The organism is Micromonospora halotolerans (genome assembly GCF_032108445.1).
GTDB lineage: Bacteria > Actinomycetota > Actinomycetes > Mycobacteriales > Micromonosporaceae > Micromonospora > Micromonospora halotolerans.
The window spans coordinates 3,427,801-3,443,295 of record NZ_CP134876.1 but is presented as its reverse complement, the minus strand read 5'-3'; the positions used below and the strand labels follow the sequence as shown (position 1 = coordinate 3,443,295).

Annotated in this window: 10 protein-coding genes; 4 read left to right on the top strand and 6 right to left on the bottom strand. The window is 75.5% G+C overall.

The genetic code is table 11. The features are described from left to right. Nucleotides 1-206: 206 nt before the first annotated feature. Together RMN56_RS16395 and RMN56_RS16390 are read right to left on the bottom strand one after the other, a co-directional pair. Nucleotides 207-1,544 carry a M16 family metallopeptidase gene (locus tag RMN56_RS16395; RefSeq protein WP_313724585.1) on the bottom strand — a complete coding sequence of 446 codons (1,338 nt, stop codon included), beginning with the start codon at nt 1,542-1,544 and terminating at the stop codon, nt 207-209. 85 nt (nt 1,545-1,629) lie between these two features. Beyond that, nucleotides 1,630-2,940, bottom strand: a complete 1,311-nt coding sequence (locus RMN56_RS16390; protein WP_313724584.1) for a M16 family metallopeptidase — start codon at nt 2,938-2,940, stop codon at nt 1,630-1,632. A gap of 229 nt (nt 2,941-3,169) precedes the next feature. Here RMN56_RS16390 and RMN56_RS16385 point away from each other — a divergent pair, with 229 nt between their 5' ends. Genes RMN56_RS16385 through RMN56_RS16370 form a run of 4 tightly spaced genes read left to right on the top strand, consistent with a single transcriptional unit; the run spans nt 3,170 to nt 6,329 of the window. Next, on the top strand, nt 3,170-4,231 hold the full coding sequence (locus tag RMN56_RS16385; RefSeq protein ID WP_313724583.1) for an ABC transporter substrate-binding protein: 1,062 nt from the start codon (nt 3,170-3,172) through the stop codon (nt 4,229-4,231). Further along, nucleotides 4,228-5,007 carry an ABC transporter ATP-binding protein gene (locus tag RMN56_RS16380; protein WP_313724582.1) on the top strand — a complete coding sequence of 260 codons (780 nt, stop codon included), beginning with the start codon at nt 4,228-4,230 and terminating at the stop codon, nt 5,005-5,007. Before RMN56_RS16385 ends, RMN56_RS16380 begins: the two co-directional genes overlap by 4 nt. Then, the gene (locus tag RMN56_RS16375; protein ID WP_313724581.1) at nt 4,997-5,881 is read left to right on the top strand and encodes an ABC transporter permease; all 885 of its coding nucleotides are present in this window, start codon (nt 4,997-4,999) and stop codon (nt 5,879-5,881) included. The genes RMN56_RS16380 and RMN56_RS16375 overlap by 11 nt, the downstream gene beginning before the upstream one ends. Nucleotides 5,882-5,885: 4 nt before the next feature. Continuing rightward, nucleotides 5,886-6,329: an RrF2 family transcriptional regulator gene (locus RMN56_RS16370; protein WP_262284877.1), complete on the top strand. Its 444-nt coding sequence runs from the start codon at nt 5,886-5,888 to the stop codon at nt 6,327-6,329. Between the two features lie 122 nt (nt 6,330-6,451). On the opposite strand, the gene RMN56_RS16365 is transcribed toward RMN56_RS16370, so the two are convergent. The 4 genes from RMN56_RS16365 to RMN56_RS16350 all read right to left on the bottom strand — a co-directional run bounded on the left by RMN56_RS16365 (nt 6,452) and on the right by RMN56_RS16350 (nt 15,419). Continuing rightward, nucleotides 6,452-7,711, bottom strand: a complete 1,260-nt coding sequence (locus RMN56_RS16365; protein ID WP_313724580.1) for a DEAD/DEAH box helicase — start codon at nt 7,709-7,711, stop codon at nt 6,452-6,454. A gap of 212 nt (nt 7,712-7,923) precedes the next feature. Beyond that, entirely contained in the window at nt 7,924-8,127 is a 204-nt protein-coding gene (cspE, locus tag RMN56_RS16360) for a transcription antiterminator/RNA stability regulator CspE (RefSeq protein ID WP_013288421.1), read from the bottom strand. Nucleotides 8,128-8,328: 201 nt separating this feature from the next. Beyond that, the gene (locus RMN56_RS16355) at nt 8,329-11,787 is read right to left on the bottom strand and encodes an ATP-dependent helicase (protein WP_313724579.1); all 3,459 of its coding nucleotides are present in this window, start codon (nt 11,785-11,787) and stop codon (nt 8,329-8,331) included. Next, nucleotides 11,784-15,419 carry an ATP-dependent helicase gene (locus tag RMN56_RS16350; RefSeq protein ID WP_313724578.1) on the bottom strand — a complete coding sequence of 1,212 codons (3,636 nt, stop codon included), beginning with the start codon at nt 15,417-15,419 and terminating at the stop codon, nt 11,784-11,786. Before RMN56_RS16350 ends, RMN56_RS16355 begins: the two co-directional genes overlap by 4 nt. Nucleotides 15,420-15,495: the final 76 nt, after the last annotated feature.

The window sequence follows — 15,495 nt, the reverse complement described above, 5'->3', positions numbered from 1 at the left end:
ACCCGGCTCACTCCTCGCGCTCACGCGGTGCCTTCCTTCGTTCGCGACTGCGGGGCTCGCAAACCCGGCTCACTCCTCGCGCTCACGCGGTGCCTTCCTTCGTTCGCGACTGCGGGGCTCGCAAACCCGGCTCACTCCTCGCGCTCACGCGGTGCCTTCCTTCGTTCGCGACTGCGGGGCTCGCAAACCCGGCTCACTCCTCGCGCTCACGCGGACTCCGTGCGGATCGGGGCGAGCGCGGCCAGGCCGTCGGCGACCCGCTCGGCGTCGCCGAGCACCACGGTGACCGCCTGCGCCGGCGCGAGGTAGCGGGCCGCCGCCGCGGCCACGTCGTCCACGGTCGCCGCGGCCAGCCGGGCGGCGTGCTCGGCGAGGAAGTCCAGCCGCAGCCCGTTGCCCGCGTACGCGCTGGTCAGCGAGGCCAGGCCGGCCTGCGTGGACATGCCGAGCTGGAGCGTGCCGAGCGCGTACTGGCGGGCCTGCTCCAGCTCGTCCGGCTTGGGCGGCAGGGCGGCCAGCCGGCCCAGCTCGTACATGGTCTCCAGCAGGGCGGGCGCGGTCACCTCGGTGGCCACCTCGGCGGCGGCGACCAGCACCGACCCGGCCACCGAGTGCTCGATCAGCGAGTGCGGCCCGTACGTGTAGCCCTTGTCCTCGCGGATGTTCTCCACCCAGCGGGAGGAGAAGTAGCCGCCGAAGAGCAGGTTGGCCAGTTGCAGCGCGGCGTGGTCGGGGTGGGTGCGGGGCACCGCGGGCAGCGCGATCCGCAACGACGACTGCACCGAGCCGGGACGGTCGACCAGCAGCACCGGGCCGGGCTCCAGCGGCGGCGCGGGCGGCAGTTCGGCCGGCTGCCCCTCTCCCTTCCAGCCGGACAGCGCCCGCTCGGCGGCGTCCAGCGCCTTCTCCGGCTGCACGTCGCCGACCAGCACGAGGACCGCCCCGGCCGGGTGCACCCGCTCGGCGTGCAGCCGGCGCAGCACCGGGGGCCGCACCGCGCGCACCTGGTCCGGCTCGGGGGTCTGCACCGCGTACGGGTGCCGGCCGTAGATCCGCTTGAGCAGCGCGGTGCGGGCCAGGTGGGCGGGCTGGCTCTGGGCGACCTGGATGCGGTCGACCAGCCGCTCCCGCTCGGTCTCCACCCAGTCGGTCGGGTAGGTGGCCCCGGTGAGCACGTCGGCGAGCAGCTCCAGCATCCGGTCCAGGCCGGTGACCAGGCCCGCCCCGGAGAGCATCAGCCGGTCCGGGTCGATGCCGGCGGAGAGCCCGCCGCCGACCTTCTGCAACTCCGCGGCGAGCTGGGTCGCCGTGTGGGTCTCCGTGCCGGAGAGCAGGGTCTGCGCGAGCATCCCGCCGCGGGCGAGGTGGGTACGCCCGAACGGCATCCAGAGCCGCAGCTCGACCAGCGGGATCGCGCTGCGGCGCACGGCGATCACGGTGAGGCCGTTGCCGAGCGTGCGCTCGGCCTGCTTGGGGAGCTTGAGTTTGCGGTTGGGACCGAGCGCCGGCAGCGGCCGGGTACCCGTCTCCACGGTTGCCGTCACCGGGCTTCCTCCGTTCGCGGCCGCGCTCACCGGGCCACCTCCGTTCGCGACTGCGGGGCTCGCAAACCCGGCTCACTCCTCGCGCTCACCGGGCACCGCCGGGGATGACCTCGATGGACGCCCGGCGCTCCGGCCGCAGGGTGGCGGCGGCGGCGCGGACCTGCTCGTCGGTCACCTCGCCGACCAGCCGGGGCAGCTCGTTGATCAGGCCCGGCTCGCCGCGTTGCTGTTCCAGGACGGCCATTCCCAGCGCCCGGCCGAGCACCGCGTCGGTGTCCCGCAGCAGGTGGGTGGCCATCCGCGCCTGGGTGCGGGCCAGCTCTCCCTCGGTCAGCCCGTCGGTCGCCAGCCGGTCCAGCTCCTCGTCGACGGTCCGCAGCACCTTGTCGACGTCACCGCCGGGCGGCAGGTGCGCCTGGAGCAGCAGCGCGGTGGGGTCGCGCACGTCGAACGGGTCGCCCATGAAGCCGAGGTAGCCGCCGAGGCTGGTGACCGAGCGGTCCCGCTGGACCAGCCGCTCGACGAGCCGGGAGGCGTCGCCGTCGGTGAGCACCTCGGCCAGCACCACGTACGGCAGGTAGCCGGCGAAGTCGGTCAGCGGGTCGGGCACGCGCCAGGCCCCGGCCACCGCCGGCAGCGGGGCCAGCTTGTCGGTGTACGAGGTGCGCCGCTCCGCCGTGAGGTCGGGCTCGGTGAAGTCGGGGCGATCCGGGGCGGGGCGGGCCGGCACATCGCCGAAGTGCCGCTCGATCAGCGCCGTCGCCTCGACCACGTCGACGTCCCCGCTCACCGCCAGGACGGCGTTGCCGCTGGCGTAGTAGCGGCGGAAGAAGTCGGCCGCGTCGGCGACGGTGGCCGACTCCAGGTCGTCGAAGGAGCCGTAGCCGTCGTGCGCGTTGGGGAAGGTGTCGAACATGACCGGGGGGAGCGTGAGCCAGGGGAACCCGCCGTACGGCCGGTTGAGCACGTTGACCCGGATCTCCTCCTTGACCACGTCGACCTGGTTGCGCAGGTTCTCCTCGGTCAGGCGGGGGCCGCGCATCCGGTCGGCCTCCAGGAAGAGCGCCCGCTCCAGCGCGTTGCTGGGCAGGGTCTCGTAGTAGTCGGTGTAGTCCAGGTGGGTGGAGCCGTTGAAGGTGCCGCCGGCGCCCTGGACGTGCCGGAAGTGGGCCAGCTTCTCCAGGTTCTCCGAGCCCTGGAACATCAGGTGCTCGAAGAGGTGCGCGAAGCCTGTGCGCCCCTCCGGCTCGGAGCGGATGCCGACGTCGTAGACCACCGCCACCCCGATGACCGGGGCGCTGCGGTCGGGGGTGAGCACCACCCGCAGGCCGTTGTCGAGCGTGAACCGCTCGACCGGGTATTTCGTCGCTGGAATTGTCGCTCTCCGCGTCGGCACGTGATCGACCCTAACGCGTCGGCAGCGCCCGCACCGGCGGTGTGCGCGGGCCCACCGGACGGCGGTGTCGGCCGGTGGCCGACCGGCGCGGCTATCTCCACCGAACAGGTGGGAATTGTCGAGAACTCGCAGGTCGCGCGTCCCGGATCGCGGACGGGTCTTGACGCCGCTCACGGCCTGCCCCAGTCTTCCTACCAACTAAGTAGGAATACTGCGGATTGGATACACGATGAGACGGCTCCCCTTCCGCCGCCTGGTCACCCTGGCCACCCTCGCCGTGGTCGGCGCGGCCACCCTGGGCGCCACCGCGGCCTGCGGCGACGACAGCGACGACGCGGCCGGCGGCTCCGGTCCGGTCACCCTGCGCCTGGGCTACTTCCCGAACATCACCCACGCGCCCGCCGTGGTGGGCGTGGAGAAGGGCATCTTCAAGGAGAAGCTGGGCGACGTCACGCTGGAGACCAAGACCTTCAACGCCGGGCCGGCGGCCATCGAGGCGGTCTTCTCCGGTGCGCTCGACGCCACGTACATCGGTCCGAACCCGACCGTGAACGCCTTCTCGAAGTCCAAGGGCGAGGCGGTCCGGGTGGTGTCCGGCGCCGCGTCCGGCGGCGTCGCGCTCGTGGTGAAGCCGGAGATCACGTCGGTGGAGCAGCTGCGCGGCAAGAAGATCGCCACCCCGCAGCTCGGAAACACCCAGGACGTCGCGCTGCGCTACTGGCTCAAGGAGAAGGGCCTGCAGACCACCAAGGAGGGCGGCGGCGACGTCAAGGTGGTCCCCCAGGAGAACGCGCAGACCGTGGAGACCTTCACCAGCGGCGCCATCGACGGCGCGTGGGTGCCCGAGCCCTTCGTCTCGCGGCTGGTCAACGCGGGCGGCAAGGTGCTGGTCGACGAGCGGGACCTCTGGCCGGACAAGAAGTTCGTCATCACCAACCTGCTGGTCAGCACCAAGTTCCTCAAGGCGCACCCGGACGTCGTGCGGAAGCTGGTCGAGGGGCAGGTCGCGGCGAACGAGTTCGTCAACGCCAAGCCGGACGAGGCCCAGCAGGCCATCTCCGACCACATCGGCAAGATCACCGGTAAGCCGCTGGACCTCAAGCTGATCAAGCAGGCCTGGCCGACGTTGGAGTTCACCAACGACCCGATCCCGTCCTCGCTGAAGACCGGCCTGGACCACGCCGTCGCCGTCGGGCTGACCCAGCCGGTGGACCTCAACGGCCTCTACGACCTGAAGTACCTCAACGAGGTGCTCAAGGCCGAGGGCAAGCCCGAGGTCGTCCAGCCGTGACGTCGACCACGACGACCCCGCGCAGCGCGACCGGCTCGGTCGCGCTGCGCGGCGTGACCAAGGTGTACGGCCAGGGCGAGCACGCCGTCCTGGCGCTGGACGGGGTGTCGCTGGACGTCGCCCCCGGCGAGTTCGTCTGCCTGGTCGGCGCGTCCGGCTGCGGCAAGAGCACGCTGCTCAACCTGGTCGCCGGGCTGGACCGGACCAGCGGGGGCCGGATCGAGCTGGGCGAGGGGGTCAACCCCGGCCTCATGTTCCAGGAGTCGGCGCTCTTCCCGTGGCTGACCGTCGAGGGCAACGTCGAGGTGCCGCTCAAGCTGCGCGGGCTCCGCCGCAACGAGCGCAGGGCGCGGGTCGCCGAACTGCTGCGGACCGTCCACCTCTCCGACTGCGGCCGCAAGCGCCCGCACCAGCTCTCCGGCGGGATGCGGCAGCGGGTCGCGCTGGCCCGCACCCTCGCCCTGGACACCCCGGTGCTGCTGATGGACGAGCCGTTCGGCGCGCTCGACGCGATGACCCGGGACATCCTGCACGACGAGCTGGAACGGATCTGGTCGGAGCGGAAGCTCACCGTGATCTTCGTGACGCACAACGTCCGCGAGGCGGCCCGGCTCGCCGACCGGATCATCCTGCTGTCCAGCCGGCCCGGCCGGATCATCTACTCCACCGAGGTCGACGTGCCGCGACCCCGGCGGATCGACTCGCCGGAGATCGCGGCCATCGCCGCCGACGTCACCGACCGGCTGCGTACGGAGGTGGGCCGCCATGGCCAGTGACACCCTCACCGGTACCCCGCGCACCGACGCGGAGATCTCCGGCCTCGACGCCCTGGAGACCGCCGGCCGGGAGAAGGCGCCGTCCCGGCTGCGCCGCGGCTGGTCGGCCACCTGGCCGAAGCTGGCCGCGCTGGCCCTGGCCGTCGCCCTCTGGCAGGCGGTGGTCTGGACCGGTTGGAAGGACCCGTGGGCGCTGCCCGGCCCGGTGGTGGTCTTCGAGGATCTGGGCCACTACCTGATCAGCTCCGCGCTCTGGGACGGCCTGGCCACGACCGCCCGGCGGGCCGCTGTGGGCTTCGCCGCCGCGGTCGCCGTCGGCCTGCTGCTCGGCCTCGCGGTGGCCCGGGTGAAGGTGCTCCGCGCCGCGCTCGGCTCGATGATCACCGCGTTGCAGACCATGCCGTCGATCGCCTGGTTCCCGCTCGCGATCCTGCTGTTCCAGCTCAGCGAGCAGGCCATCTTCTTCGTGGTGGTGCTCGGCGCGGCGCCCTCGGTGGCCAACGGGGTCATCCACGGCGTCGACTACGTGCCGCCGCTGCTGGTCCGGGCGGGCCGCAACCTCGGCGCCCGCGGGCTCAACCTCTACCGGTACGTGATCGCGCCGGCCGCGCTGCCGGCCATCGTGGCCGGGCTCAAGCAGGGCTGGGCGTTCGCCTGGCGCAGCCTGATGGCGGGCGAGCTGCTGGTGGTCATCGCCACCCGGACGTCGATCGGCGCGCAGCTGACCTACGCGCGGGAACTGAACGAGGCGCCCCGGCTGATGGCCATCATGATCGTCATCCTGGTGGTCGGCCTGCTGGTGGACGCCGCGTTCGGTGCGGCCGACAAGGCGATCCGCCGCCGATGGGGCGTGCTGGACCAGGCCGGCAACTGACGCCGTGTACGTCTCCGCGCGCGCCGACTACGCGCTCCGGGCCATGCTCGCCGTCGCCGACGCCGCCGGCTCCACCGGCGACGGGGGGCTCGGTGGCGGCGAGCTGGTCAAGGCGGCGAGCCTGGCCGACCGGCAGGGCATACCGCTCAGCTTCCTCCAGGGCATCCTGCTCGACCTCCGCCGGGCCGGGCTGCTGCACAGCCACCGCGGCACCGAGGGCGGGTACGCGCTCACCCGCCCGCCCACCGAGATCAGCGTGGGTGACGTGCTGCGGGCGGTGGGCGGCGCGCTGACCAGCGTGCGGGGCATGCCCGCCGACCGGGCCGGCTACCACGGGGTGGCCGCCGGGCTGCGGGACGTCTGGCTCGCGGTGGACGGCGCCATCGCCCTGGTGGTCGACCGGACCACCCTCGCCGACCTGCTGGCGGACCGCGCCGCGGCGCCCTGACCCTCCGGTCGGTATCGGGCCGCGGGTGCGACGCGGCCCGGAACCGGCGCGGCCTCAGCCTCGCGAGGTGGCGGTGTCCGGCAGGCCGGGCGCCGCCACCCCGCCGAGCGGGAGGTGGCCGGTCAGCGGCGACGCGGGCGGCGGGACCGGGCCGGCCGCGAGGCCTGCGCCGGGTGGGGTGCGGGCGGCGGGGTGACGGTGACCGGGACGCCGCTGGGCTGACGCGCGCCGGTGACCCGGGCCAGTTCCTCGTCGCCGGACCGTACCCGGGCGGTCTGCGGGGTGATGCCGGCCATGGTCATCAGCCGGGAGACGTCGCGGCGCTGCTCCGGCAGGACCAGGGTGACCACGGTGCCGGACTCCCCCGCCCGGGCGGTCCGACCGCCCCGGTGCAGGTAGTCCTTCGCCTCGGTGGGCGGGTCGGCGTTGACCACCATGTCCAGCCCGTCGACGTGGATGCCCCGGGCCGCCACGTCGGTCGCCACCAGGGCGGTGACCTGGCCGGTGCGGAACTGCTCCAGGATCCGGGTGCGCTGCGGCTGGGTCTTGCCGCCGTGCAGCGCGGCGGCGCGTACGCCCTTGGCGAGCAGCTGGCGGGCGACCCGGTCGGCGCGGTGCTTGGTCGCCATGAACAGGATGGTGCGGCCCTCGCGGGCGGCGATGTGGGCCAGCGCGGCCGGCTTGTCCTCCGCCTCGACGTGCAGCACGTGGTGCGTCATGGCGGTCACCGTGGCGGTGCCCGGGTCGACGGAGTGGGAGACCGGGCGGCTCAGGAAGCGGCGGACCAGCTTGTCCACGCCGCCGTCGAGGGTCGCCGAGAAGAGCATCCGCTGGCCGTTCGGGGCGACCTGCTCCAGCAGCTTCGTGACCTGCGGCAGGAAGCCCATGTCGGCCATCTGGTCGGCCTCGTCGAGCACGGTGACGGCCACCTCGTCGAGCCGGGCCTCACGCCGGTCGATCAGGTCGTGCAGCCGGCCCGGGGTGGCCACCAGCACCTCGGCGCCGGCGCGCAGCGCGTCCGCCTGCCGCTGGAGGGAGAGCCCGCCGACCACGGTGGCGCAGCGCAGCCCGAGCGCCCGGGCGTACGGGGTGAGTGCCGCGGTGACCTGCTGGGCCAGCTCGCGGGTGGGCACCAGCACGAGCGCCAGCGGGCGACCGGGACGGGCGCGGCGGCCGGCCGTGCGGTGCAGCAGCGGCAGCCCGAAGGCGAGCGTCTTGCCCGAGCCGGTGCGGCCGCGGCCGAGCACGTCGCGGCCGGCCAGCGAGTCCGGCAGGGTCGCCGCCTGGATCGGGAACGGCTCGGTGATGCCCTGCGCGGTCAGTTCACTGACCAGCGCCGGGGCCAGGCCGGTGGCGGCGAAGGTGGGAATGGTCATGGTCATGCGGAAAGCCTTTCCTCGACGCGGCACGTGTCGAGGAAAGGCGCCGATGAGCGGCGCGTCACCGGCGTCACCGGTGGTCACAAGCACGAACCGAAAGGTACGGGCCGGCCCGCCGCAGCACGCCACGTCCCGCAGAGCGGGTGGGCTGCGCGGCGGACCGGCCCGTCACCGCGCCCGGGGGGCGCGATGGGTGTTACGGAGTGATCCGAAGATCAGAGCGGACGGATGTTCTCCGCCTGCGGGCCCTTCTGGCCCTGGGTCACCTCGAACTCGACCCGCTGGTTCTCGTCCAGGCTCCGGTAGCCGGAGGTCTGGATCGCCGAGAAGTGGGCGAAGACGTCGGCGCCGCCGTCGTCGGGGGTGATGAAGCCGAAGCCCTTGTCAGCGTTGAACCACTTGACGGTGCCAATTGCCATGTGTTTCGTCTCCTTGACGGAACGTTCGGACCCGCACCTGTTGCGGACCGAAGAGGAGCCCACCGCGCGCGAGTGCGCGGCGTGCCTGTCGCTGCTGGTCGCCCCGCCCGGAGAACTCCGGACACAACAAAGAGCGCCTGGGGCCACAATCCGCCAGGCGCACACAGAGTCTCTGGAAACCAAAACTGCAACGGAGCTAACCTACCACGATCTCCGCAACGGCACACCCTCTGTCGGAAATTCCGGCACGGCGGCGACGAGCGCGGTCAGCCCGGAGGCGTCCAGCAGGTCGGCCGGGCGAACGGTCACGCCGTCCCGGACGTAGTGGAAGGCGGCCCCGACCCGCTCGACCGGCACCCCGGCCAGCTCGGCCCAGGCCAGCCGGTAGACGGCGAGCTGCACGGCCGCGGCGTCGGCCTCCCGCCCGGTGGGCTGCCGGCCGGTCTTCCAGTCGACCACGTCGTAGCGGCCGCCGGGGCGCGCGAAGACGGCGTCCATCCGGCCCCGGACCACCACGCCGGCGATCACCGTGGCGAAGGGCACTTCCACCTCCACCGGCACCCGGTCGGCCCACTCGCTGGCCAGGAAGCGCTCCTGGAGCTCGGTGAGCGCGTCGTCCGGGGCGGCGTCCTCGTCGGCCGCGCCGGGCAGCTCGTCCACGTCGAGCAGCCGGTCGGCGCCGAAGCGCTGCTCCAGCCAGGTGTGGAAGGCGGTGCCCCGCCGGGCGTACGGGTTGGGCTCGGTGGGCATCGGCCGGCGCAGCGTCCGGGCCAGGGCCTCCGGGTCGCGGCGCAGCGCCACCAGCTGCGTCACCGACAGGTGCCCGGGCAACTCCACCTCGACCGCCTCGGCCCGCCGGGCCAGCTCGGCCCGTTCGGCGAGGAGCAGGTCGGCCTCCCGCCGCCAGCGGGCCACCTCGGCGTCCTCGGCGGGCGGCTCGGCACCGGCGGCCGGTAGCGCCTCGTCGGCGTTCCCGGCGGCACCGGCGCCCGCGGCCAGCAGGGCCTCCTCGCGGCGGGCCGCCTCGGGGTCGGCCAGGTAGCGGCGGACCAGGGCGGCCGCCTCGGCCAGCGCCGGACGGCGGGCGCCGAGCGGGTCGGCCGGCCACTCCGCCCGCAGGACCGTCTCCGTGGTCGGGTTGACCGCGTCCCCGGCGGGCTCGGGCGCCCAGGCGTCGACCAGGTGGCCGTCCCCGCCGGCCAGGCATGCGTCGTGCACCTCGCGGAGGAAGACGGAGGGGCCGCGGAACTTCTTCGTCCCCTCCCCCCACCAGTAGCCGGAGCAGAGCAGCAGCCGGCGGGGGCGGGTCACCGCCACGTACGCCAGCCGGCGCTCCTCCCGCTCGTCGTGCGCCCGCCAGTCGTCGGTGAAGTCCTCCACCGCCCGGACCACGCCGCGCTGGTCCTCCGCCCCGGCAAGGCCCAGCTCGGGGAGCCCGTCCGCGTCGCCGCGCAGCGGGAACGGCAGCACGCCGAGCCCGCCCAGCCAGTGGTCGGAGTTGCGCACCGGCCCGGGCCAGACGCCCCGGGTGAGCCCGGCCACCGACACCACGTCCCATTCCAGACCCTTGGCGGCGTGCGCGGTGAGTATCTGCACCGCGCCCTCCACCACCTCGACCTCGCCCGGGGTGAGGCCGCGCTCCTCGTCCTCGGCGGCGGCCAGGTAGGCGAGGAAACCGGCCAGCGTGGCGCCGGGCGTCTCACCGCTGAACCGGGCCGCGACGTCGCCGAGCGCGTCCAGGTGGGCGCGGGCCAGGCCGGCGTCGCCGGCGCCGTCCCGGCCGGCCCGGACCGCCACCTCCACGTCCAGGCCGATGGTCCGCTCGATGTCCGCGATCAGCTCCGGCAGGGACTGGTCCAGCCGGTAGCGCAGCAGCGCCAGCTCCATCCCGTACGACCGCAGCCGCGCGAAGCCCTCCGCCGAGTACGCCTGCGCCGGCCCCAGGTCGGCCAGCGCCTCGACCAGGGTGGCCTCGTCCAGCGCGTCCACGGTGATCTCCGGCCCGTCGTCGCCGGTCACCTCCCGGCGGGCCCGCGCGATGGCCCGGGCACGCCGGTGCAGAGCGACCAGGTCGCGCGGCCCGATCCGCCAGCGCGCGCCGGTGAGCAGCCGCAGCAGCGCCGCCCCGTCGGTCGGGTCGGCGAGCACCCGCAGCGTGCAGACCACGTCCCGGACCTCGGGGGTGTCCAGCAGCCCACCCAGGCCGACCACGTCGACGGGCAGCCCGCGGGCACGCAGCGCCGCTTCGAGAGCCGGGATCTGGCTGCGCAGCCGGACCAGCACGGCGGTGGTGGGGCGCCGGTGCGCCGGGATGTGCTCGGGCAGCGCGTCCGGCATCCCGGCCGCGCCGCGCCAGGCGGCCAGCACGCTGTCGGCGATCCAGTCGGCCTCGTCGGCGTACGTCTCCAGCAGCGCGCAGTGCACCGTGCCGGCGGCCCGCCCGCCGGGGCTGCGGTGCGGGATCGGGTCCCGGACGCTGAGCGCGGCGTGCAGCTCGGGCACCCGGGCGCCGGCCGCCCGCAGCGGCACCGACAGCGCGTTGGCGACGCCGAGGATCTCCGGGCGGTTGCGCCAGCTCGTGGTGAGGCTGAGCACCTCGGCGGGGGCGCCGTCGGTGCGGGCGAACTCGGTGGGGAACCGGTCCAGCGTGCCGGCGCTGGCCCCGCGCCAGCCGTAGATGGACTGGCAGGGGTCGCCCACCGCGGTGACCGGGTGGCCCCCGCCGAACAGGGCGTTGAGCAGCACCACCTGGGCGTGGCTGGTGTCCTGGTACTCGTCGAGCAGCACCACCCGGAACCGGTCGCGCTCGATCACCCCGACCCCGGGGTGGTCGCGGGCCACCCGCGCGGCCCGGGCCAACTGGTCGGCGAAGTCCATCGCCTCGAAGTCGTCCTTGCGCCGGCCGTACGCGCGGACCAGCGGCAGCAGCTTCAGCCGGGTCTGCTGGAGCTGGAGGGCCTTGCGCACGTCGGCGTAGACCCGCCCCGGGCGGGACTGCACCTCGGCGAAGAACCGGCCGGTCCAGGCGGCCAGCTCGTCCGGATCGACCAGGTGCTCGTCCAGCTCCCCGGCCAGGGCGAGCACGGCGTCGGTGATGGTCGACGGCATCCGGTCCACCTCGGACATGTCGCCGTCGTAGTTGCGGACCAGCAGGTCGACGAGCTGCCAGCGGGACGCCTCGGTGAGCAGCCGGGTGGTCGGCTCGTAGCCGGCGCGCAGCCCGTGCTCGGTGACGATCCGGCCGGCGTACGAGTGGTAGGTGGACACGGTCGGCTCGCCCGCCAGCGGGTCGGAGTGCGGGTCCCGGCCCTGCCGGCCGAGCCGGCGGATGAGCTGGTCGAGCCGGGTGCGTACGCGGTGCGCCAGCTCGCCGGCCGCCTTGCGGGTGAAGGTGAGGCCGAGGATCTGTTCGGGGCGGACGTAGGAGTTGGCGACCAGCCAGACCACCCGGGCGGCCATCGTCTCCGTCTTGCCCGAGCCGGCGCCCGCGACCACCAGCAGCGGCTCCACCGGCGCGGCGATGATTGCCGCCTGTTCCCGGGTGGGTGCCGGCAGCCGGAGCAGTTTGGCCAGCTCGACCGGGGTGTAGCGGGGGCCGGCGTCGGCGGTCCGGGGCGTCGGGGTGGCGGTGGTGCCGAACAGCGTCGGCTGCGTCGTCATGCGTGCTCCGTGGGCGGCTCGACGACCTGGCGGCCCTGCCCGGAGACCGGGCAGCTCGTGCGCACCGGGCAGACCCGGCACTTCGAGTTGGCGACGGCGGCGAAGGTGGCGGCGGCCATCGTGTCGGCGGTACGCCGGACCAGCGCGGTGGCCCAGCCGGCCTCGGGGCCCTCCCCGGCGGCCGCCTGGGCCTGCTCCCTGGCGTCCTTCGCGCCGGTGCCGAGCTGCACGAGCGCGGCGCCCCCGGACTCCTCGCCGAACTCGGCGAACGCCCCCGCCTCCACGGCCGCCTGGTAGGCGCCGAGCTGCGGGTGCTCGGCCACCTCCCGCTCGGTGACCGCGGTGGACTTGCCGGTCTTCAGGTCGATCACCACGAGCCGCCCCTCGGCGTCGACCTCCAGCCGGTCGACCCGGCCGGTCAGCTCGACGGGCCGGCGCGGGTCGTCGAGGCGGACCGCGAACTCGTGCTCGATGGCGAGCAGCCGCCGCGGGTTGCCGGCCAGCCAGCGCAGCAGCTTGTCCACCATGGCCTCGGCGCGGGACCGTTCCGGGCCGACCATCCAGCGGGCGGCCAGCTCGATGGCGTCGAACCGGGCGGCCACGTACTCCAGCAGGGCCGTCCGGTCGACGCTGGCGTCCTCGGCCAGCATGGCGGCGGCGTGCACCAGGTTGCCGACCCCCTGCGCGGCGCTGGCCGGGGCGCTGCCGCCGTGCCGTTCCAGCAGCCAGCGCAGGCTGCACCGCAGCGCGCTCTCCATGGCCGACGGGGTGACCCGCACCGGCTCGCCCTCGTCGACCAGCGGCCGGTCGTCGGAGAGGCCACGCAGCCCCCACCAGTCGTCCGGGTGCGCGCCGGGCACCCCGGCGGCGGCCAGCCGGGCCAGCTCGGCGGCCGCCGCGCGCCGCCGGGTGACCGGCGCCGCCGGGTCGGTGATCGCGGTACGCAGCTCCGCCACCAGCGCGGACAGGGTGAGCCCGCGCGGCGGCAGGGTGACCGGCAGCGCGCCGGGCACCCCGTCCTGCGGGTCCTCGTCTCCGGCCGGCACCGGACCGTCCGACACGGGCGGGACGGTCAGCGCGGCACCGTCGCCGGGCCGCCGCCCGGCCGCGCCGCCCGCCGTGCGGTCGACGGCCGCCCGGGCGCCGTCGCCGGGACGCCCGTCCCGGCGACCCCGCCCCGGGCCGGCGTCCCCGGTCGTGCCACCGGCCGGGCCGCCGCCGTCGGGGCCGCTGGGGTCCGGCCCGGGTGGGGCCGTGCCGCCCCCGCCGACGGCGGGCGGGTCGGTGGCGGCCAGCTCGTGCAGGAACCGGCTGGGCTGCTCCTCGTGGTCGTCGCCGCCGACCGCCGCCGAGGCGACCGCGGTGACCAGCAGTCGCCGCCGCGCCCGGCTGATCGCCACGTGGAACAGCCGGCGCTCCTCGTCCAGCAGCGCCGAGGTCTGCCCGACCAGGCTGGCCCGCAGCCCGGCGCCGTCGGCCCGGCCGGCGAGCACGTCGACCAGCCGCTCCGAGCCGAGCAGGCTGCCGCGCAGCCGCAGGTCGGGCCAGACGCCCTCCTGCACGCCGGCGACCGCGACCAGGTCCCACTCCAGGCCCTTGGCGGCGTGCGCGGTGAGCAGGCGGACGGCCTCGCCCCGGTCGGCGCTGGCGGCGAGGGTGTCGGCCGGCAGCTCCTGCCCGAGCACGTGGTCGAGGAAGACCTCGGCGCGCGCGCCGGGCAGCCGGTCGGTGAACCGGGCCGCCGCGTCGAAGAGCACCATGACCGCGTCGAGGTCGCGGTCGGCGGCCTCGGCCCGCCAGCGCTGCGCGGTCTCGTGCTCGCCGGTGGCGGCCCGGCCCCGGGTGATCGCCCCGGCCCAGCGCTCGGCGAGGCCGCTCTCCCGCCACACCGCCCAGAGCACGTCCTCGGCGGTCGCGCCGGGCGCGGCGGCGGCCCGCCGGGCGGTGTCCAGCAGGTGTGCCACGGTCTGCGCCGGCGCCGCCCAGCGCCGCTCGACGGCGGCCAGTTCGGCCGGGTCGCGCAGGGCCTCGACGATCAGCTCGCCGGACGGGCGGCGGTCGCCGGCGGCCAGCGCGAGCGCGCGCAGCCCCTGGCGCAGCCGCCGCTCGGCGAGCGGGTCCGCGCCGCCCAGCGGCGAGTGCAGCAGGGCGACCGCCGACTCCTCGTCGAGCCGGTCGGGGTCGAGCGCGCAGCGGAGCAGGAGCAGCAGCGGGGCCACGCCGGGCTGGAGGTGCAGCGGCAGGTCCTCGCCGTGCACCACGGTCGGCACTCCGGCGGTGTGCAGGGCGCGCCGCAGCGAGGGCAGCTGCCGGCCGGTGGAGCGGACCAGCACCGCCATCCGGGACCAGGGCACCCCGTCGAGCAGGTGCGCCTCGCGCAGCGCGTGCGCCAGCCAGGCGGACTCGCTGGTGGCCGAGCGGAAGGTGCGGACCTCCAGCGCACCGGGCGGGGCGTCGGTGAGCGGGCGCAGCCGCCGGTGCGCCGCCGGGCCGCGCAGCCGGCGGGCCAGCCGGGCGGTAGCCGCCAGCAGCTCCGGCCCGGCCCGGTAGGAGGTCGTGAGCGTGACCTGGGCGGCCGGCGCGCCGGAGGCCGTGCGGAACCGGTGCGGGAAGGTGGTCACGCCGGCCGGGTCGGCGCCGCGGAAGGCGTATGTGGAGGAGTCCGGGTCGGCGAACGCGACCAGGGGCTTGCCGCCGCCGGCCACGACGGCGAGCAGGTCGAGCTGCGCGGGGTCGGTGTCGGCCAGCTCGTCGACGTAGACGTGGGCGAGCCGGCGGCGCTCGGCGGCCAGCAGCTCGGGGTCGTCCAGCAGCATGCCGGTGGCGGCCCGGACCAGCTCGGCCGGATCGTAGGCGATCGAGCCCCGGTTGCTCACGTCGCGCAGGGCGAGGACGGCCACGTACTCGCGGAGGAAGCGGGCGGCGGCCGGCCAGTCGGCGCGGCCCAGCTTCTCGCCCAGCCGGGCCAGCTCGACCGGGCCGACGCCCCGCTCGGCGGCGCGCATCAGCAGGTCGCGGAGCTGCTGGGCGAAGGCCCGGGTGCGCAGCGCGGGGCGCAGGTCCTCCGGCCAGCCGACCGGGTCGTCGTCCGGCTCCTCGCCCACGATGTCGAGCAGCTCGCGGATGATCAGATCCTGCTCGGGGCCGGTGAGCAGCCGGGGCGAGGGTTCGCCGCGCTCGGCGGCGGCCCGGCGGAGCAGCCCGAAGGCGTACGCCGGGAAGGTGCGAACCAGCGGCTCGCGGACCACGCGGTGGCCGTCGCCGGCGATCCGTGCCTCGATCCGGTGGCGCAGCTCGGTGGCGCCCCGCCGGCCGAAGGTGAGCACCAGGACGTGTTCGGGGTCGACGCCCTCGGCCACCCGCGCGGCGACCGCCTCGACCAGGGTGGCGGTCTTGCCGGTGCCCGGGCCGCCGACGACCAGCATCGGCCCGTCGGTGTGGGCGACGACCTCGGCCTGCACCGGATCCGGCCGGCGCGACGGCGGGTGCGCGGCATCGCCCGCGGACCCCCCGGATCGCGGCTCCGTCCCGGCCGGCCCCTCGGACCGACCACCCCCCTGCCCCGCCCCGGCGACCTGGGAGACCCCCGCCCCCACCCCACCGGCCCGGCGCACCAGCCGATACGCCTGCATCCCCGACATCCCACCACGCCGGTACGACACCAGAAAACCCGCCGCCCCCGCCCTCCCCCGCACGCCCACCCCACCC

Bases quoted from the DNA above. Each gene is read 5' to 3' on its own strand.
- RMN56_RS16385 (WP_313724583.1), top strand. From the start codon at position 3,170: ATGAGACGGCTCCCCTTCCGCCGCCTGGTCACCCTGGCCACCCTCGCC.
- RMN56_RS16375 (WP_313724581.1), top strand. From the start codon at position 4,997: ATGGCCAGTGACACCCTCACCGGTACCCCGCGCACCGACGCGGAGATC.
- RMN56_RS16365 (WP_313724580.1), bottom strand. From the start codon at position 7,711: ATGACCATGACCATTCCCACCTTCGCCGCCACCGGCCTGGCCCCGGCG.
- cspE (WP_013288421.1), bottom strand. From the start codon at position 8,127: ATGGCAATTGGCACCGTCAAGTGGTTCAACGCTGACAAGGGCTTCGGC.
- RMN56_RS16355 (WP_313724579.1), bottom strand. From the start codon at position 11,787: ATGACGACGCAGCCGACGCTGTTCGGCACCACCGCCACCCCGACGCCC.
- RMN56_RS16350 (WP_313724578.1), bottom strand. From the start codon at position 15,419: ATGCAGGCGTATCGGCTGGTGCGCCGGGCCGGTGGGGTGGGGGCGGGG.